The organism is Treponema sp. OMZ 790, assembly GCF_024181285.1.
Classification (GTDB): Bacteria; Spirochaetota; Spirochaetia; order Treponematales; family Treponemataceae; genus Treponema_B.
The window spans coordinates 2,155,682-2,173,499 of record NZ_CP051201.1; the positions used below are offsets into that span (position 1 = coordinate 2,155,682).

Genomic DNA, 17,818 nt, shown 5'->3' on the forward strand with positions numbered 1-17,818 from the left:
TCTCATTCAAAATAATTTTGCGTACATACTTGCCGTCAACACTATGATTGCAGCGAGCGAAAACACGGCATCTACCGGCCGGAGTTTGACATCAAAGTACGATGTTTTTTTATCGGTGTTTTCAATTCCCTTAACCAAGGCTGCACAGGAAAGCTCTTCCGCAGTCTTTAGGCTTTTAAACAACATCGGCACGATTATAAATTCCATCGTCCTTATCGGATGGAGCATAGCTGCATGTTTTGAGGTGTATAGACCTTTCAGTTTCATCGCATCGATAATAACCAGAAAATCATCTTTTATTGCAGGAAAATAGCGGAACATTACCGCTATGCTGAGGATAATGCCTCGCGGCAGCCGCATACGTTCGAGCGCCATTGTAATTTCCGAAATATTTTTATGCTTTTGAATTACCGTTCCCAAAAGCATAAAGGGAATAATCCGCTGCACGATAAAAGCGAGTATTCCGATAACGGAAAAAATCGCGGATTGAAATATCGGAACATGCACATGCAAAATCAGTTGATAATAGGAAAAAAGCACTGCAAACAAAACAGTGTAGCACAACCAGACACCGTATAATCCCGTTATGACCGGCACCGCAGCCGCAACGATAAAAGAGCTGAGCGTTACCTCCGCCTTTCCGGAAATCAGCATAAAAACCATAATCACTATGTCTAAAAAAAGAAGAGTTCTAACATCAACAGCGGTTTTGTTTTCTTTCATATCGTGCTCCTTTTACACACGCAGGTTGTTCCAACGTGCAGTGCCACCATTTTTAAGAGCTATTTTGAATTAGGACTAGCTAACATATTGAAATGCAGAACGCTGCTAAAACCATTAAAAACCACCTGCTGTTTTTCCTCGGCCATATTTTTCCGTATAATAGCAAAATAAGCCCTCCGCTGCTATAAAAACGGCGGATTATTGTCTGTTAGCAATATATTTTGCCTGAAAATGAGGGGAGATGAGAAGATAACTGTATTCTAAGTAATAATTAATATATATCTTTTTTTAAAATTTCTCACACCTTCTGTAATAAGGCGAGCATTCTTTCCTTATCGTACGGTAACATACCCGACATCTGCGTTGAAAGAGCCCTTAGTTTGCGGCAGTTTCTCCTCGCATCCGTTCAAGTATTTTCTCTTTGTCGTGTTTAGGGCACAAAGCAGTAAAGCCGGTTTTGTTCATGGCAAGGATGGTATCGCAGCTTGCCAGTAAAAATTCATAATCATGGGAGATGATGATGACTATTTTACCCTGTTGCTTGAGCTGCGCTGTCCGCTTGGCAATAATCCGCATATTGGCTGCATCGAGGCCGCTTGTCGGTTCATCCAAAATGAAAACGCCCCGATCCAGCATTTCGGCTGCTGCAAGGGTGAGCCGCTGTTTTTGTCCGCCGGATAAACTGAAAGGGTGCGCCTCCGCTTTTTCAAGCAGCCGGTATTCATCCAAAAGAACTTGTACCGCGTGCAGCTCTGCAAACGGCGCATTCAATTTCAGTTCTTCAATGGCGGACACTCCGAAAAGATTTGAATCGGCATTATTCGCAAGATAATATATCAAGCGTTTCCGTTTTACCGCGCTCAGTTTTTTTGTGCTGAAGATAACCGTTCCCTTTTTTTGCCTTATAAGGCCGCACAGTATTTTTGCAAAAGTTGTTTTACCGGTGCCGTTCATACCGATAATTCCGTACACCTGTCCGCTTGTAAATGTATAATTCAAATTATGAAATAAACAAGTTTTACCGTAACCGAAAGAAAGATTAACAACCGAAAGCGTATTTTGTACAGGTTCAGTATTCTGCCGATTTTCTGTGAATTGTTTTACTCCGGCAGACGAAACCGAATCGATAAACGGCGATCCCTGTACAGGTATGCTATCTAAGTGAATTGCGCGTAAGCCGTATTCACATAAAACGTGTCGCGGCAATGCAAGGAATTCATCTTTTGTGAATCGCGCAGTAAGCCGTCCGTTTTGCATAAGATAATACACATCAATAATGTCTTTCAGATAATACAACCGATGTTCAGAAACAATGAGCGTTTTCCGGTTTGTTTTAAATCAAGCATAATTTGTTTTAAGGCTTCAATGCTCTGCATATCGAGGTTTGCTGAAGGCTCATCAAACACATAAACCGGCTGGTTAAAAGCATATATCGAAGCGGCTGCAAGTTTTTGCCGCTCTCCGCTTGAAAGGCAAAAAACATTTTTCCCCCGCAGGTGTTCCCCGTTGACGGCAGTTAAAGCTGTTTTTATTCTTTTTCCAATCTCCGTCCGTTCCACACCGAAATTTTCCAGTGCAAAGGCAATTTCATCTTCTACCAGCGAAGCGAAAAATTGACTTTTCGGATTTTGGAATACCGAGCCGACTTTTTTGCCGATTTCATATATTTTTTTGCTTTGTATATCTTCGCCGTCTATGGTAAGAGCGCCTTCCGCTTTGCCGTTAAAAAAGCTAAAAGCGAGACCGTTGATAAGCCGCGTAAGCGTTGTTTTCCCGCAGCCTGAAGTACCGATAAAAGCAACCGCTTCCCCCTCATTGATTGTAAGCGTAACGGAGTCTACACTGTTTTCTTGCCCGTTATCTGCTGAGGACATATAGCGGTAGCTCACATTTTTTAATTCGATTTTACTCATACTGGCAGCTGTTCCCAATAATACAATATTGCACAAAAGAGAGCGGTAATGATAGAGATAAGCCAATCGCTTTTTTTAAATTGAATAAGCCTCCGTGAAGAATGATCTCCTTCCGCTGATATTCCCCGCACCTCGGCCGCAGCTGCAAGTTCTTCGGCAGTTTTCGACGCTGAAAAAATCATCGGCACAAAAAGATATTCCACAGCGGTCAGCGGTTTTTTCCACGAACAAATACCGCGCAAGCGTAAGGATTCGATAATTTCGCGGAACTCATATTTTACGGTAGGAAAAAACCTCAGCATAAAAATGAGCGGCAGATGAAAGTTTCGGTGAATATTCAATTTTTTAAAAATTGCCCGCAATTCTCCGGGTTGTGTTTTTACAATCGGAAGAGCAGACATAAAAACCGCCGTCATTCTGGTAATGATAAAAAGAAACATCTCAGGGATAAGTATGCCGAGTCCATTGCCTTTTGAATCAACAACCCCGACGCAAGCGTCGAGGTATGTTGTTCTCATAAGGTGGTTGCAGTCGGCTTTAATACCCTTTGTTATGGCGCAAAGCGTTGCCGAGAAACGGCAGGTATTAAACCCTCCGCACGAATAAAGGCGCAGCACAAACACAAGACTTAAAAGGAGACTACAGCGGACAGCCGTTTTCCATTCTTTTTGAAAAGCGATATAAAGCAGCAGGAAACTTATCAGCATGCAGAACACGGTATTTTTCGACACTGTTGCGGATAGGAATACCGTGCCTGACAATACAATCAATTTTGTGCGGAAGTCCATACTCTTCACCATTTCTGTTTTTTGTATGGCAAAACCTGCAACGGGGATTTTATAATAATCCTGCTTTTTTAAAGTGTTTTGCCATCAGCTTGTTTCCCAGCCAACAGCCGATAAGTGCAGCAATAATGGTGGCGATAAGTGAAATCAAAATCCATTGCAGGGAAGTGTAATACTTTGTTTGAACGGCGACCTGTTCGGGAGACACGCCCGTTTTGATAAAGACATCTTTGAAAAACCAAATTTCACTCATTCCGTGAGCAGCTCGCGTAAACGAAGTAATAATCCATGCCGCCGTTATCCGTTTTATGTTCCGATAACTGTCTTTGCCGATCATGCTTGCTTCCGCCAATAGTCCTCCGGCCAAAAACCACGGAATCATAAAGGGACCCATAAACACACCAGCCATAGCTGCATGGAGCGAATTGTAAATAAAAGCAACGCCGGGTTTTCCTACCTTCATTGTCATGTAGACAAAAAAAGGTGCTAAAATCAATGCGGTAAACACGGCATTAAATATCATATTAAAAAAAAGCGATGCGCCCGTGACTATGGAAAATGCAATAAAGACAACTATCATCAAGGCAGAAAAAATCCCTATGGTTGCCAAATCTTTTACCGTTAATCTTTTTGATATATCCATCATAATACCTCCAAAGCTCTTTTCGAGTAGGAAGCATGTTAGCAATAACAAACTTAAATGTCTTTACCGTTCAGACCGTCTTTACCCATTCGGACGCACATTTTACGGTATTCGCTCGGAGAAAGATGGTATATTTTTTTGAAAGCATCGGAAAACTTTGCCGTACTTGCATACCCGCAGCGGAAAGCAATGTCTGTTATCGTTGCCGAACTATCACGCAAGGCTTCCGCCGCCTTTGTAAAGCGGAGATGTTTTAAATCGGCATAGATGGTTTTTCCGTAAATCGTTTTATAACATCGCTTCATTGTGGTTTTTGCAATACCGAATTTTTCGGCAAGTTCATCGTGAGTAAGATGAATATCGGGATGTGCTTCCATAAAGCGATGGATTGATTTTACAATACTGCAATTTGTTTTATTAAAAAATTCTCTTTGCTGAGGAGTGTTGTTATTTTGTGTACCGAGATATGACAGTAATTCCGCCATTTTGATTTTTAAGTACGGCAGCATCATATTGTCGGGTACGGTGTAAAGCCCTGCAAAACTGTTTTGCATAAATGCCGAGTGTTTTAATAAGAACGGAGTATCTTCCGTATAGAGTTTTTGTAAAACGTTCGTGTAATCGATATGCGGAAAATACGGTGCAAGATTTTTTTGCGCGGAAAAAGACGGTGCAATTAAAACGGTAATTCCCTGATAACAGCCTATAGGAAATGCCGATTTTTTATGCGTGTTTTGCAAGGAATGAGCTGAAAAATCTCCTGCCGATAGATGTACATGAGTACCGTCTTGCATAGTACAGCTGAAAGCTCCATACTTGCAATAATTTATTTCCAATCCCTCTTCCGGCTCCACATCCGTTTCAGCAGTGTTCAAATGAATATCATTAAACAAAACGTCCACACCATAAAAAAGCGTATATCGGATAATCTGTGCCGTTTCCTTCTCCTGCGTACCGTATGCATACACAGAAGCGTTTGGTGAGTCTTTTATTTTTTTATATCCGCTTCCGTAAATGCGGTGAAAAAAGTCGTTTGCGGGCATAGAAAAGTCCTTATGTAGAGATCATTATATGTAAAAAAGTAAGGAAAAACAAGAGATGGAAAGTTGCTAACAAAGAAAAAATGTTAAAATAATCCTTGCCTTTTCGATATACAATTTATATATTATATGTCAGGGGGAGGAAATTATGAATATCTTAACACTATCAGGTGGCGGATTCAAAGGTCTTTACACAGCTAAAGTTCTTGAGCGACTTGAAGAGGAATTAAAAGTTCCGATTGCTCAGAAATTTGATTTAATTGCAGGGACATCTATAGGTGGAATCGTAGCATTAGCTCTTGCATATGAAATTCCATGTAGTCAAATTGTTGGTTTTTTCAATGAAAACGGCAAGAAAATATTTAAGAAACGATTGAATTTTGCAATAATACCCAAATATGGCAAGAAACACTTAAAAGATGCTTTAGCTAAAATATTCGGAGATGCCAAGATAGGAGATTTAAAACACAGAGTTATTATACCTACTATTAATTATTCCAGCGGAAAAATTCAATTATTTAAAACAAGACATCACTCAACTTTTATAACAGATTACAAGAGAAGTCTTGTTGACGTTGCAATGTCAACTGCTGCCGCTCCGATTTATTTTCCTGTCTATCATACTGGTTACGGCGACTTTGTTGATGGCGGTTTAGTTGCAAATCATCCAGGTTTCTTTGCCATCCTTGAAGCCAAGCAATTTCTTAATACAGAAGAATCTGATATCTCAATGCTTCATATAGGTACATTATCGCAGCGATTTACATCAGATGGGCGTACAAATTTAGGATTGTTACGATGGCGAACAAAATTACTTAATCTACTTTTTTCTTGTCAAGACCAATCTGTAAATCAAATAGTACAATTTCTTTTAAATGATAGATATTATTCCATCGATGAAATCATAACAGAACAACAATCAAAAAAAATTGCTTTAGATAAAGCCGATGATACTGCTATAAACATATTAATACATCATGCGGAAGAAAAAGTAAAAGAGTTTATGGGCACAAAACAATTTACAAATTTAAAAGAATATACAGCACAAGAATTTAAACCTATTCCACTGGAATAAAGAGAGGTACAATAATGAAAAATTTTGATAAAAATTTTTACAGAGATCCAGACAGCTTTTTATCTAAATTGAAAGTATCAGAAAGTGATTATGAAATAATTCATAAGGTCATTGGTAAAATTAAAGAAGCACTTCAAAAAGGGTTATCGAAAGAATATGGGAAATCGCCTAGATTTATGACTCAAGGTTCCGCCAGGTACGGCACACTAAATAATCCCTGTATAGTTCCGCCACAACAAATGGATTACGATATCGGCTGTTATTTACCATTGTCAGAACATATGGAAGAGGAAAATCCAATAGATGCAGAAAATATTTTCTTTAAATCTGCTGATAAAATTTTAGCGGAGTTAGTAGAAAAAGAGCATTGGAAGTCATACTCTAAAGAAAAAGATACATGTTGTAGAGTTGAAATAAATAAAAAAACACATATTGATGTGCCTTTATATTCTGTCCCCGATGAGGAATTTAATACTATTAAAGATAGAATGCCATTAGCAGAGATGTGCCATTTCTCTAAATCCTTAGAAAGCATTGATTCTGATACTTTGACATGGGATGATTTTGAATTCACAGAAGTTCTTCTAGCTCATAGAAAGATAGGGTGGAAAAAATCAGACCCTAGGGATTTAAATATACATTTTGAAAATGTTGCGAGAACTAAAGGACCACAAATTATACGCCTTTTTAGATATATGAAAGCTTTTCGTGATAAACAATGGATAACTAAAGGACCGTCCTCTATTTTTCTAATGTGTGTTATTGATAGAGTAATACTAGCCATGAATAAAAATGGAGATGCTATCGCTTTTTTGCAAGTTTTAGAAGAGTTCTCAAATCTCTCATCGAGGCATGTAGAGAATCCTACAAATACTGAGGAAAGAATAAGTATATCTTCAGAGGATTATAATAAATTAAAGACCGTTTCGCTCGCATTTTATACCGATTTAAAAAAGGCAATTTATAATCAATACTTATCAGGAATAGAAGCCTCTAAATTAATCCAAAAACACTTAGGTGATAGATTTCCTGTAAAAGACAACCAAGATGATGATGAAATATCACGAGAACAAGTATTATCGATTACCGGCACGCCGCAAGAAAAAGAATCGATCCCATTAAGAACTCATGCCGGATAATATACTTCCAGAAATTACTTACCAGTTTTTACAATTTGGTTTTACACTCTGTGCCTCTTGTAACCCTCATATAATTAAGTATTCTGGTTGTATAAATACTGAAAAATATGGGGATATACACATAGATTTTGAATTATCGGATACATTAGTAGATTTCCCCACAGCAAAAGTCAATCAAAAATCACAGCATTTATTCAAACCATTACATTATCCTCATTTAGAAAGAAATTGGAAAATTTGTTATCATAATAATTCGGTATTCTTTGACTGCACAAACCCGCAGGAATACATAGCATTCATTATAAATAGTGTAAAATCAATTCTTGAAAGCTATAAACATGATGATATGGCGGAAATAAAAAAGGAATTTAGAAGCTATTGGTGTGCAACAGAAATATACTATGGAGATTTTGATATAGCACAGCCGGTATTCATTAGTGAAAAACGAGTCCTGAATAAAAGAACACAGAATACCTATGAAACTTTTATTATCACTCTTGATGATATTCCTAGTATAGCTAATATTCAATGGCCATTGGAAACAATACAGGATCTTCTACTATGGTTAGATAAAGTATCCTATAATGATAAAAACTTAGAAAAATACATCTACTTATGCTTTCAGCAAAAACAGCAAAATATATTTATAATTATAAATATATCTAAAGATGAAATGTTTTTGGGTGTTAAAATATCTCCTTCATCAATATTAACAAAAATACACACGCCAAAATTACGTAATAGCACCATTAAAAATGCTATTAAAAATAAAAATTATCTCTTTACACGCTTCTTTATAAAAAAAATTAATCCGATAGAATTGATCTTCGATAATTTTGATGATGATTCTAATTATTCAAGATCAACACTATTATATAAAAAAATTGCTTTGATTGGTGCAGGAACATTAGGAAGTAATTTAGCGAATATTTTAATACGTAATGGATCAGGATTACCTAATACAGAAGCTACATTAGTAATAATTGATAATGATATTTTTGAACCTGAAAACTTTTCAAGGCATCACTTAGGACTAAATTATGTAGGTTTGCCGAAAGCAGCGGCTCTTGCACATGATTTAAAACTTAGAAATCCTTATGCAAATATTCAAGGAAAGATAAACTCTGTTGAAAAAATTGATTTAAATAATTTTGATATTGTCATTGATTCAACAGGGGAGGAATCATTAACACTTTATTTAAGTAAATCTGTCCATAAATTAAAAACTAATGCTTTGTTGATATCAGCATGGATTACAGATGCAGGGAAAATCATAGAAGCTTTTGCGCAACCTAATAACGCCCAATCAGCTTGCTTTAATTGTTGTAGAAAATCAGCGATATACACAAAAGCAGAAATACAAAAACTTCCAATGAGAGATTCCTGTCAATCAATCTATATCCCTTTCCCTGTTACGGCATCATTACAAGCTGCTATTCTAGTAGCGAAAATACTCAATCAACACATAGTATCACCATATAAAACAACAACTTTTTTCAAACAAAATATTGACCCCATTGATAGCGTTCAGGTAGAAACTATAAACAAAAGTGAAGATTGCATAGTATGTGGCAAAAATTAAAAAACGGGATTATTTTTAACAAAACTCCGATGAAAATTTTATTATTTTCAGATAGTAGCATATCAACTATGCGAAAGTTTATACAAAATACAAATTCTAAATATGAAGCCGGAGGTATTATACTGGGAGAAGTAAAAGGTGAACATATTTATGTAACAGATGTAAGCTATCCTAAAAAAAATGATATTCGTAAAAGTACATACTTTGAACGTAAAGATAAAGCTCATATCTCATTCTATGAACATAGATACAATCAAAATAATTGTATAAAATATTTCGGAGAATGGCACACTCATCCTGAAAAACAACCAATCCCATCTACCACCGACATCAATGAGTGGAATAAAATATGTAAAATGGTAAAAGAACCAAATATATTTTTAATTATTGGAATAAACGGTATCTATATTGATTTACGATGGGGAAAAAGAACCATTATCAAATGCTAATTTATATTAAGGTTCCTCTAAAAACCTGTTTTTTAGCCCTAATCATTTTAGCGGTTTTTTATAAATTGTCTAGTGTAAAAATCGGCTTCATTATCTTACTTTCCATCTTTATATCCTCTATCTCCTCCAATTTTATTTTTTTAAATAGCAATATCATATTGGGCGTAAATAAGTGAAGATCTGCGATAAATCATAGCCAAAGTTCATATTTTAGCGTAGATAAAATCCTGATAATTTAAAACCTGCATCCATACACATATTCGCTTCTTTATGGTATAATATAAACCGTAGGAGGTTATTATGAATCGTAAAATTTTTTGTGAAAAAGATGGAATTTTAATTACATATACCGATAACGATGTATGTTTTGAAGATTCTAAAACAGCCGAAGCTATCTTGCTTACAAATAGAGGAGAAATAATACATTCTAATTTTGATGTAGAAAAGAATGAATATTTTAAAAATTATCTTAAACAGATTTATCAATCTATAACGGCATTCCGCAATCTTGATGCACTGGAGAGCGCCTGATGCCCATATATCTCCGTACTGCAGGTTATAAAATTTATTTTTGGTCAAATGAATACGGTGAAGCTATTCATTTTCATGTTACAAAGGGCAATCCAAGCAAAAATGATACAAAAATTTGGGTTTTATCGAATGGGTCTTTTCAATTAGCTCACAATAAGGGTAAAATTCCTGAGAAAGATTTGTCCCGCATTTTTTCTGCTATGCAAAGTTACTATTTTGACTTTATAAATTTTTGGAAAACATATCATGACTCAGAAGTACAATTTTATCATTAAAAGGAGCTCCCATTTACATGAAATCTAAACCCATAAAAAAATAGTCTTATGCCTTATTTTTCTCTTTGCTTTAATTTTAATAGGAATTGCAGGCATAAACATCTACATGCTTAACTACTCGAAACCTTATATTTATAAAAATGTTCCCACCTTACCGAAAAAATATGTTGTGATTATATCGCGGATCGAAGCCGCGTAGATTGCTCTCCCCTACATCGAAAACTTTTTTTTCATTTGGCTGAAAATATCGGCAATGCGTTCTTCTTCGGCTTGGGCATCTGGTTCGTGGTATTCGACGAGGTCAGCAGGAATTTCATCCAAAAAGGGAGAGGGAGCGCATTCGGCGATTCCTCCCTGTTTCCGCCTTTGCCGGCAGCTTGTGATAAAAAGTTTTTGCTGAGCGCGGGTGATAGCAACATAGAAAAGGCGGCGCTCTTCTTCGACATCTCCGTCATTTTCTTCAACACTCCGCGCATGAGGAATAAGACCGTCCTCGGCGCCCGCAATAAATACGACAGGAAACTCCAAACCCTTTGAAGAGTGAATGGTCATAATGTTTACCTCGCCCTTATCTTCTTCAGTATCGTCGCGGGTTAAAAGGGTAATGCGGTTAAGATAATCGTAGAGGCTTCCGTCCCAGTTGTCGGGATTGTTTTCCCAATCGTCCATCGAGCGTAAAAAACTTTCGATATTCATCATTTTAAATTGGGCAGCCTTTTCGCTTTTTTGATATTCGGCGATAAGATACTCGTTATAGGCAATGTCGTCCAAGAGCTTTCTTACCTTTTGAGCAAGGCCCTTTCCCGAAAGAAGATGGGTGCGGTGAGTGCTTATAAGCTCGGCAAATTCCTTTAAGTCTTCGATGCTCTTTCCCCTCATGTCCTCAGGAGGATTTTCAAGGAGGAGGCGGATTGCGCTCCGCATCGAGCAGGCGTTTTCGGTTGCAAGGGCCGAAAGGGTTTCGAGAGTTTTTTTGCCTATACCCCGCCTCGGCGTGTTTATAATGCGCAAGAGGTTTACATCATCGTCAGGGTTTGCAACCACACGCAGATAGCTTATAAGGTCTTTTATTTCCTTACGCTGAAAAAAACTCGTTCCTCCCGACATTCTATACGGAATGTTTACTTCCAAAAAGGATTCTTCCAAGGGGCGGCTCAAACTATTGGCTCTGATTAAAACTCCGAAGTCGGAATATTTAAAGCCTTCCCTCTGCTTTAAACTTAAAATCATGTCCGAAATAAAGTCGGCTTCAGCAGCTTCGTTTTCGGGGATAAAAATTTCGATGGGCCGGCCCGAATCTTTTTCCGACCAAAGGGCCTTAACCTTGCGGTTTACGTTATGAGAAATTACCCCGTTTGCGGCAGCCAAGATTGTGCCCGTGGAGCGGTAGTTTTGTTCAAGTTTTATTTCAACCATTTCGGGGAAGTCTTTTTCAAAGGTGCGGATATTTTCAAAACTCGCACCCCTCCACGAATAAATAGATTGATCGTCATCGCCTACCACGCAGATATTTTTGTCGGCGATTAGCTTCATAAAATTATATTGCTGTGTGCTGGTGTCTTGAAATTCGTCAACCATTATGTATTGGTATCTTTCGCGGTATTCCGCCAAGACATCGGGGTGTTCTTTAAATATTTTTATGGGGAGCATTATAAGGTCGTCAAAGTCTACGGCATTGTAAAGTTTAAGCCCTTCCTGATATTCTTTATAAAGAGCCTTGTAAGAATCGTGCTCGTTTGTCCAATCCTTTCTTCCCATTTTGATGTTTGAAAAAAGAATGCCGACCTTGTAAACATCCAAGGCATCCGCGGAAAATTTAAGCTCTCTTCCGCATTCTTTAATCAGCTGATTGCGGTCGGTTTCGTCATAAATACTGAAGTTGCTCCTCCAGCCTATTTTGTCGATGTGGGCACGCAGTACCTTGACTCCAAAGGCATGAAAAGTGCTCACGGTCAGGTTTTGAAGTTTCTTACCGGTTAGCTCCTTTACCCGATCTGCCATCTCCTTAGCCGCCTTATTGGTAAAGGTGAGGGCCAAAATCTGAGACTGAGGAATTCCCTTGTCGAGCATGTGGGCAATTCTAAAAGTGATAACGCGTGTTTTCCCCGAACCGGCTCCCGCAATTATAAGCACGGGCCCGTTAATTGTCGTAACGGCTTTAAACTGTTCGGGATTAAGACCTTCAGTAAATTCATTCATAGGAAGGGTGAGTATATCAAAAAAATGGGAAAGTTTCTATAACTTAAAACGGAAAATTATCGGGCATCATTAACTGATTTCCACTCTTTTATAGTTCTTTTTCTTTCGTCAAAACTTAAGCCCTTTGATCCAGTCCTCTATTATCGGCTCCAAGGTCTTTACATCAAAGCCAAGCTTTAATACTTGAACCCTATGCTCGGAGATGCCCCAATTTTGGTAAGGGTTATCGTAGTTTTCATCAAAGAAATCATAGATATAGTTCTCGGCATCGTTTTGCTCGTTACCGAACATCGAAATCTTTTGAACAGCGGACTTTTCAAGCACCTTTCTGATTGAAGGCCTTATGCCTTCAAAAAAGAGGCCTTTGTGAATTTGATATTTATCTCCCCTCATGGTCTTAATCATTTCCGATATTGAGCCTGAAGGATTCATTTCAAGTTTAGGCCTTTCAAAATAAGAACTCAAAACAGGTTCTTCTTTTTTAACTTCCTCTGTTTTTTTATCCTGAACTGTTTCCTTGTTTTGTGCAATATTATTTTTTTGCCCGGCAGCTTCCGAATTTTTTGAAACTTTTTTAAGGCTTATCTTTTCAGTCTTTTTATTGGGAGTCTTTTTTTCTTTTTTCGGTTTTGCCTTCTCTTTTAAAGGAGCTTGCTTATCAGGAGCCGTATCGGAAAGTTCTTCCTTCTTTTTTACAGGTTCTATCGAAAGTTTTAACCTTGCCCATTCTCTTTGAAGATAAAGGTCTCCGCTTATGCTGTAATAGTAACCGTTTACAAGGTTCAATAAAACTGCCTGCAAAATTTCTTCATCCTTCCAGCTTCTAAATCTTCCGATTTTTACGGCCTGAAAAATATTAAAATTATTGGTTTTATATTTTCGGCTGTATAATAGAACAATATTTTCAAATCCGCCGTCTGCATAAACCGGCCAATATTTTAAGGTGTAGGCGATGACCTGATCTTCAACCCGTTTAATATCGGGAGAAATAATTATCGCATCTATTTGTTCTTTTGTAAAAACAATTTTTGAAAAGTCAAAGGTCTTAGGAGGCTTGTAGGCAGCCCGTTCTCTTTTTTGCCGCGACAAAATTTCGGCCTGTTCATCACGATAAGCCTTCACCGATGAAAGGGTATCGGTAACATAGAGACGGATAAGCTCTGCCGATTTTTTCATAGCTGCCTGTTTAAAGCCTATGATGTCGGCATAGCGCGCATATTTTTCGGTAAACGAAATCGAAGCAAACCTGTCGGAAGAAACGGCCGAAACTATCTTTTCACATTCCTGCACAACATTGTAAACATCATTTGTATCAAGATTGGCCGTTCTTTCGGTAATAAAACCTATTACCTGCTTAATCTGCATTATAGTTTTTTGCGCAAGCTGAATTAAATTTGCAGTCAGCAATTCCTGAAATCTATGCGACCTCTGTCTATATGAAGACATCAGTTCATAGCGCATAGAATCATCGGGATATTTGCGCTTTAGTTTTCCGTTATATAATAAAAGAGCTTCATTAAGACGCCCCGTCTTTCTAAGTTCAAAATATCGTTCAATATCAAGATCGTCCGAAAGACTCACCTGAGGATATTCTTGTTTTAAGACTTGTTTTTCAAGTTCAGTTATTTCCATAAAAATCCGCCGATTTTAGGCAAAAATTATACTGTAATAATATAGTAAAAAAAGAAAAAAAACAAGCTCAACAGCCGAATTTAAAAAAATTATCAATGAAATTTTATATTGACTTTTAATACGTAATAATCTATACTTAATACGTATGGAGGTAAATATGTCAAAAAAACTTACCTTAAGTATTGATAATGAATTGATAGATTTTGCCCATCTTTACTCCCAAAAAAGCAGGATATCCATTTCAAGATTATTTGAACAATATCTTATCAGTTTAAAAAACACCGATGATCGGTGCATGAGCCGACACAAACTAAATCCAAAAACGGCAGCCTTGTATGGTATCTTTGAAAAACAACCAATACCGGATAAAATAATATTGACTATATAATTTCAAGAAATTTAGCCGATTTTAAACCGGCAAGAGTTGAAGCTTGTACACCGGAACAGTTTCTTCGCTATAAATAACCTAAAATCTTATATTCAATGCAAGGCCCATTCCTTTAGGGCTTATTATCGGCATAGGAGTAAACGATACCTTGTCGGTTTTTTTTATCAAAACCGAATTCAATGTTTTATTGTAATTTATTACATATAAGCTTGCTGTAAAATCTGACGCGATACGGTTTACTAACATAACAATGCCTGCCGTAATATAGATAGAATACGCAATAGTTAATTTTTCCCATCTGATATTAAAATTTTCTCTTGTATATGTAGATACATCAAATATGATTTCCAAATTATAAATAAGAGCTGAAAACGCCGTGATGGTTGCTATCATATCAATCCCCATATGTATACCGCCTCCAACCATATCTCCGCAAGCAAAATTCCCGCTGCCGAAGCCGATAAAACCATTCAATAAAAGAGGTATCACCAAATCTTTTTGATGTTTCCTTTGAAGCAACAAAATTTGATCGTTGTTTAATTTTTGAGAATATTCAAAAATCAAATCTTTATTTTTAAAAAGACTTTTATTGATAAGCTGATCGACAGTTAAATAATAAGAAAAACTTTCATCATTTTCTTTGGTTTCTTTAATTTTCTCTTCAGAATACAAAGATATACCTGCAATCAAAATTAATATAAACATAAACAATTTTTTCATCACACTACCTCCAACCATACTAGAATTCTAAACTGAGTTTAAAATTCTGTCAAGCCGAAAATATAGAAAAACTTTAATATGGTAAAATGAATCTGATTTTACTTAAGATTATTTAATAAATATCACACCCTTAAATCTACTGATAGAGGAGGTTCGCATTTTGACGGCTCCCCATAGCGGACAAAAACGGAGGCGGTTTCCGAATCGAAAAAGCCTGTTTCCGTTAAGCAGGAAGTAAAAAGTTTTTCCAAATCGGCTTTTTCTTTTTGAGAAAGCTCAGCGTTTTCACTCATAAATGAAAACTCTTTATCCTGCAAAGAAAAGATCCAAGATTCACCTTCATCGGACGATTCTTTTTTAAAATTGCACCTAAGTACCAGAGACTTAAGTTCTTTTAAGCCTATATCCAACAAGAGGGCCAAGGAACCTGCTGCCTTGGAAGAATCGAATTCTCTTTCAAAGGGAAGGATAATCCAATGGAGCCCCTCGCCTTTTAAATGGTTTATCATCTCCAAGACCTCATCGTCATTTTTATCTCTGCCGCCGCCGAAAATAGCTGCATAGATTTGCGAAAAAAGCTCATCGGAAAGTTCAAGTCCCTTGCTTTCGATGAGGGAGGCGGCAAAGGCTCCTCTTTCTTTTTCTTTTAAACTTGATTTAGCTGCTTTTTTTTGCAAAAAGTTAAAAATACGGTTTATCGATTTTTCGTCGAGACGAGTTTCAGTTGCGGTAAAAAAGGCGATAATATTTGAGATTAATTCGTTTTGAGGGAGACCCAGTTTAGAAAAGATGTCCTTTGAAGAAGAGGTCTCGCTTCCTTTTTCGGGGAGGAGGAAAATTCTTTCTCCCTCTATCAGCACCCGCATCTTTAAGCTGTCGCCTTCTTTGAGAGCACCTGAAACATTCCCCTCAAAAATATGGCCGTTAAAAAAAATACGGGCTGCTCCGTCCGTCTTTAAGCTTAAAATTTTGGCATTTACAATGTCGCCGTTTTTTAAGCTCATCGAAGCTGAGTCAGCCCGTCTTGAAGCGGTAAAAAAAAGTTTTGTACCGTCCGTATAAATCACGAAGTTTTTCGCCGATTTAAAATTTTAAACTCAAAACTATGAGTTCTTTTTGGTGATAAGGGTCTTAATCTTAGCGGCCTTACCTACCTTGTCTCTGATATAGTAAAGCTTGGCTCGGCGTACCTTTCCGGGGCGTACCACTTCAACCTTGGCAATTCGAGGTGAATGAAGAGGGAAAACGCGTTCAACGCCTACACCATAAGAATTTTTTCGTACAGTGAATGTTCTTCCGATTCCGGAATTTTTAAAACAGATTACCAAGCCTTCATAAACCTGAATTCGCTCGGTCTTTCCTTCAACGATTTTAAAGTGAACTTTAACCGTATCTCCTACGCGGAAAACGGGAGGGTTTTCAGCCTTTTGCTGAGCTTCAATTTTCATAATAAGATCACTCATTTTCAAACTCCTTAAATATTTTTTCTGCTTCCTTTGTCCACGTTCCGCAATTTCTTGCTTTTTCGATAAGTTCGGGCCGGTTTTTAAGCGTCTTTTCGATACGCTTTTTCAGCCTCCACTTATGGATGTTTAGGTGGTGTCCTGAAAGGAGCACTTCGGGAACCTCTCTTCCCTTAAAATTTCTTGGTCTTGTATATTGCGGATACTCAAGCAAAAATCCCGAAAAACTTTCCTCTTCAAGCGACTCACCGGAGATAACTCCGTCTATCAGGCGGTAAACCGCATCGATTATCACCAGGGCTGCAAGCTCGCCTGAGGACATCACGTAGTCGCCGACCGAGATTTCATCATCGACATATTCGTCGATAATTCTCTGATCTATGCCTTCGTATCTTCCGCAGACAAAGACGAGCTCTTCTTCTAAAGAAAGCTCTTTTGCAAGCTCTTGGTTAAAGGGCTTCCCGGAAGGAGTAACATAGATTACTCTTTTAGAAGAAGCATTAACCGAATCCAATGCGAGGCTTAAGGGTTCCGGTAAGAGCAACATTCCGGCTCCCCCGCCGTAAACGATATCATCGCATGAGCGGTGCTTGTCAAAGGCAAAGTCTCTGATGTTCACCAAGTTGCAGCTAATAATTCCCTTTTCTACAGCCTTAGCCATAATCGAAGTTTTAAAAAAAGCTTCGGGTATTTCGGGGAATAAGGTCAGCACATCGAATCTCATTCAAGAATCCAGCGGTGCATGAGCTCCACGGTTTTAGCCTTTAAGTCGATTTTTCCGATAAATTCCTTGTTAAAGGGAACATAAAAGCTCGATTCCGCAGCAGCCTCGGAGGTTTTGCCGGCTATTTCTAAGAGGTAACCGCCTCCGCCTTCTGCTACACTTGTTATTTTTCCAACAAGAGTTCCTTCGCATACAAGATCACAATTACAAAGATCATGGACATAAACTTCACCCTCCTCAAGGGGGGCGGCCTTGTCCCTAGGAATAAACAATTCCGAACCCGTCAAGCTCTTGGCGGCTTCGGGGCTGTCTATCCCCTTAAATTTTATGAGAGCATCGGCCTTTCTTAAATTAACTTCTTCAATTTCAAACCAGCCGTCTTTATACTTTTGCTCTCTTAATTTTTCCTGCGGGATACTTAAAAAAACTCTGTCAAATCCTAAAAAATGCCCGTATTCCCCGGAAAAACTTTCAACTTTTACAAATCCTTCGACCCCGAAGGTACCGCGGATTCGTCCTGTTGCCAGCAAATCCATT

At 37.8% G+C, this 17,818-nt stretch carries 20 protein-coding genes; 7 read left to right on the forward strand and 13 right to left on the reverse strand.

Translation table 11 applies throughout. From position 1 onward, the window contains the following. Positions 1-6: 6 nt before the first annotated feature. The 6 genes from E4O01_RS10295 to E4O01_RS10320 form a co-directional block, all read right to left on the reverse strand. A complete protein-coding gene (locus tag E4O01_RS10295; RefSeq protein WP_253692105.1) occupies positions 7-723 on the reverse strand; it encodes an energy-coupling factor transporter transmembrane component T family protein in 717 nt (238 codons plus the stop codon). 375 nt (positions 724-1,098) lie between these two features. Next, positions 1,099-1,929: an ATP-binding cassette domain-containing protein gene (locus E4O01_RS10300; RefSeq protein ID WP_253692106.1), complete on the reverse strand. Its 831-nt coding sequence runs from the start codon at positions 1,927-1,929 to the stop codon at positions 1,099-1,101. Between the two features lie 77 nt (positions 1,930-2,006). Further along, positions 2,007-2,636, reverse strand: coding sequence for an ABC transporter ATP-binding protein (locus E4O01_RS10305; RefSeq protein WP_253692107.1), 630 nt, complete (start codon positions 2,634-2,636; stop codon positions 2,007-2,009). After that, positions 2,633-3,424, reverse strand: a complete 792-nt coding sequence (locus E4O01_RS10310) for an energy-coupling factor transporter transmembrane component T family protein (RefSeq protein WP_253692108.1) — start codon at positions 3,422-3,424, stop codon at positions 2,633-2,635. Before E4O01_RS10310 ends, E4O01_RS10305 begins: the two co-directional genes overlap by 4 nt. Before the next feature lie 49 nt (positions 3,425-3,473). Beyond that, a complete protein-coding gene (locus tag E4O01_RS10315; RefSeq protein WP_253692109.1) occupies positions 3,474-4,067 on the reverse strand; it encodes an MptD family putative ECF transporter S component in 594 nt (197 codons plus the stop codon). A gap of 50 nt (positions 4,068-4,117) precedes the next feature. Continuing rightward, entirely contained in the window at positions 4,118-5,107 is a 990-nt protein-coding gene (locus E4O01_RS10320; protein ID WP_253692110.1) for a helix-turn-helix domain-containing protein, read from the reverse strand. Between the two features lie 145 nt (positions 5,108-5,252). Here E4O01_RS10320 and E4O01_RS10325 point away from each other — a divergent pair, with 145 nt between their 5' ends. The 6 genes from E4O01_RS10325 (at position 5,253) to E4O01_RS10350 (ending at position 10,155) form a co-directional block, all read left to right on the forward strand. After that, entirely contained in the window at positions 5,253-6,179 is a 927-nt protein-coding gene (locus tag E4O01_RS10325) for a CBASS cGAMP-activated phospholipase (RefSeq protein WP_253692111.1), read from the forward strand. Between the two features lie 14 nt (positions 6,180-6,193). Then, positions 6,194-7,318 carry a CBASS cGAMP synthase gene (locus E4O01_RS10330; RefSeq protein ID WP_253692112.1) on the forward strand — a complete coding sequence of 375 codons (1,125 nt, stop codon included), beginning with the start codon at positions 6,194-6,196 and terminating at the stop codon, positions 7,316-7,318. Further along, positions 7,308-8,900, forward strand: a complete 1,593-nt coding sequence (locus E4O01_RS10335) for a ThiF family adenylyltransferase (RefSeq protein ID WP_253692113.1) — start codon at positions 7,308-7,310, stop codon at positions 8,898-8,900. Before E4O01_RS10330 ends, E4O01_RS10335 begins: the two co-directional genes overlap by 11 nt. Beyond that, complete coding sequence (locus E4O01_RS10340) at positions 8,885-9,349, forward strand: Mov34/MPN/PAD-1 family protein (protein ID WP_253692114.1); 465 nt, start codon at positions 8,885-8,887, stop codon at positions 9,347-9,349. Before E4O01_RS10335 ends, E4O01_RS10340 begins: the two co-directional genes overlap by 16 nt. Positions 9,350-9,649: 300 nt before the next feature. Further along, positions 9,650-9,880 carry a hypothetical protein gene (locus tag E4O01_RS10345; protein ID WP_253692115.1) on the forward strand — a complete coding sequence of 77 codons (231 nt, stop codon included), beginning with the start codon at positions 9,650-9,652 and terminating at the stop codon, positions 9,878-9,880. Then, the gene (locus tag E4O01_RS10350; RefSeq protein ID WP_253692116.1) at positions 9,880-10,155 is read left to right on the forward strand and encodes a DUF4160 domain-containing protein; all 276 of its coding nucleotides are present in this window, start codon (positions 9,880-9,882) and stop codon (positions 10,153-10,155) included. The genes E4O01_RS10345 and E4O01_RS10350 overlap by 1 nt, the downstream gene beginning before the upstream one ends. A gap of 210 nt (positions 10,156-10,365) precedes the next feature. Here E4O01_RS10350 and E4O01_RS10355 read toward each other — a convergent pair whose 3' ends face one another. Together E4O01_RS10355 and E4O01_RS10360 are read right to left on the reverse strand one after the other, a co-directional pair. Then, positions 10,366-12,354 (reverse strand): ATP-dependent helicase, encoded by a 1,989-nt coding sequence (locus tag E4O01_RS10355; protein ID WP_253692117.1) that lies wholly within the window; start codon positions 12,352-12,354, stop codon positions 10,366-10,368. Positions 12,355-12,462: 108 nt separating this feature from the next. Beyond that, on the reverse strand, positions 12,463-13,986 hold the full coding sequence (locus tag E4O01_RS10360; protein WP_253692118.1) for a hypothetical protein: 1,524 nt from the start codon (positions 13,984-13,986) through the stop codon (positions 12,463-12,465). A gap of 157 nt (positions 13,987-14,143) precedes the next feature. Here E4O01_RS10360 and E4O01_RS10365 point away from each other — a divergent pair, with 157 nt between their 5' ends. Next, positions 14,144-14,374 (forward strand): DUF6364 family protein, encoded by a 231-nt coding sequence (locus tag E4O01_RS10365; protein ID WP_253692119.1) that lies wholly within the window; start codon positions 14,144-14,146, stop codon positions 14,372-14,374. A 78-nt stretch (positions 14,375-14,452) separates the two neighbouring features. On the opposite strand, the gene E4O01_RS10370 is transcribed toward E4O01_RS10365, so the two are convergent. The 5 genes from E4O01_RS10370 to rimM form a co-directional block, all read right to left on the reverse strand. After that, positions 14,453-15,094: a P13 family porin gene (locus E4O01_RS10370; RefSeq protein ID WP_253692120.1), complete on the reverse strand. Its 642-nt coding sequence runs from the start codon at positions 15,092-15,094 to the stop codon at positions 14,453-14,455. Between the two features lie 122 nt (positions 15,095-15,216). Further along, positions 15,217-16,161: a hypothetical protein gene (locus tag E4O01_RS10375; protein WP_253692121.1), complete on the reverse strand. Its 945-nt coding sequence runs from the start codon at positions 16,159-16,161 to the stop codon at positions 15,217-15,219. A gap of 36 nt (positions 16,162-16,197) precedes the next feature. Further along, positions 16,198-16,557, reverse strand: a complete 360-nt coding sequence (rplS, locus tag E4O01_RS10380; protein ID WP_002670222.1) for a 50S ribosomal protein L19 — start codon at positions 16,555-16,557, stop codon at positions 16,198-16,200. Continuing rightward, positions 16,550-17,281, reverse strand: a complete 732-nt coding sequence (trmD, locus tag E4O01_RS10385) for a tRNA (guanosine(37)-N1)-methyltransferase TrmD (RefSeq protein ID WP_253686948.1) — start codon at positions 17,279-17,281, stop codon at positions 16,550-16,552. The genes rplS and trmD overlap by 8 nt, the downstream gene beginning before the upstream one ends. Then, positions 17,278-17,817, reverse strand: coding sequence for a ribosome maturation factor RimM (gene rimM, locus E4O01_RS10390; protein ID WP_253692122.1), 540 nt, complete (start codon positions 17,815-17,817; stop codon positions 17,278-17,280). Before rimM ends, trmD begins: the two co-directional genes overlap by 4 nt. Between the last annotated feature and the right edge of the window lies 1 nt (position 17,818).

Excerpts from the sequence above, each read along its gene's own strand:
- E4O01_RS10295 (WP_253692105.1), bottom strand. The coding sequence starts at position 723 with ATGAAAGAAAACAAAACCGCTGTTGATGTTAGAACTCTTCTTTTTTTA.
- E4O01_RS10305 (WP_253692107.1), bottom strand. The coding sequence starts at position 2,636 with ATGAGTAAAATCGAATTAAAAAATGTGAGCTACCGCTATATGTCCTCA.
- E4O01_RS10310 (WP_253692108.1), bottom strand. The coding sequence starts at position 3,424 with ATGGACTTCCGCACAAAATTGATTGTATTGTCAGGCACGGTATTCCTA.
- E4O01_RS10315 (WP_253692109.1), bottom strand. The coding sequence starts at position 4,067 with ATGATGGATATATCAAAAAGATTAACGGTAAAAGATTTGGCAACCATA.
- E4O01_RS10320 (WP_253692110.1), bottom strand. The coding sequence starts at position 5,107 with ATGCCCGCAAACGACTTTTTTCACCGCATTTACGGAAGCGGATATAAA.
- E4O01_RS10325 (WP_253692111.1), top strand. The coding sequence starts at position 5,253 with ATGAATATCTTAACACTATCAGGTGGCGGATTCAAAGGTCTTTACACA.
- E4O01_RS10330 (WP_253692112.1), top strand. The coding sequence starts at position 6,194 with ATGAAAAATTTTGATAAAAATTTTTACAGAGATCCAGACAGCTTTTTA.
- E4O01_RS10335 (WP_253692113.1), top strand. The coding sequence starts at position 7,308 with ATGCCGGATAATATACTTCCAGAAATTACTTACCAGTTTTTACAATTT.
- E4O01_RS10340 (WP_253692114.1), top strand. The coding sequence starts at position 8,885 with ATGTGGCAAAAATTAAAAAACGGGATTATTTTTAACAAAACTCCGATG.
- E4O01_RS10345 (WP_253692115.1), top strand. The coding sequence starts at position 9,650 with ATGAATCGTAAAATTTTTTGTGAAAAAGATGGAATTTTAATTACATAT.
- E4O01_RS10350 (WP_253692116.1), top strand. The coding sequence starts at position 9,880 with ATGCCCATATATCTCCGTACTGCAGGTTATAAAATTTATTTTTGGTCA.
- E4O01_RS10355 (WP_253692117.1), bottom strand. The coding sequence starts at position 12,354 with ATGAATGAATTTACTGAAGGTCTTAATCCCGAACAGTTTAAAGCCGTT.
- E4O01_RS10360 (WP_253692118.1), bottom strand. The coding sequence starts at position 13,986 with ATGGAAATAACTGAACTTGAAAAACAAGTCTTAAAACAAGAATATCCT.
- E4O01_RS10365 (WP_253692119.1), top strand. The coding sequence starts at position 14,144 with ATGTCAAAAAAACTTACCTTAAGTATTGATAATGAATTGATAGATTTT.
- E4O01_RS10370 (WP_253692120.1), bottom strand. The coding sequence starts at position 15,094 with ATGAAAAAATTGTTTATGTTTATATTAATTTTGATTGCAGGTATATCT.
- rplS (WP_002670222.1), bottom strand. The coding sequence starts at position 16,557 with ATGAGTGATCTTATTATGAAAATTGAAGCTCAGCAAAAGGCTGAAAAC.
- trmD (WP_253686948.1), bottom strand. The coding sequence starts at position 17,281 with ATGAGATTCGATGTGCTGACCTTATTCCCCGAAATACCCGAAGCTTTT.
- rimM (WP_253692122.1), bottom strand. The coding sequence starts at position 17,817 with ATGGATTTGCTGGCAACAGGACGAATCCGCGGTACCTTCGGGGTCGAA.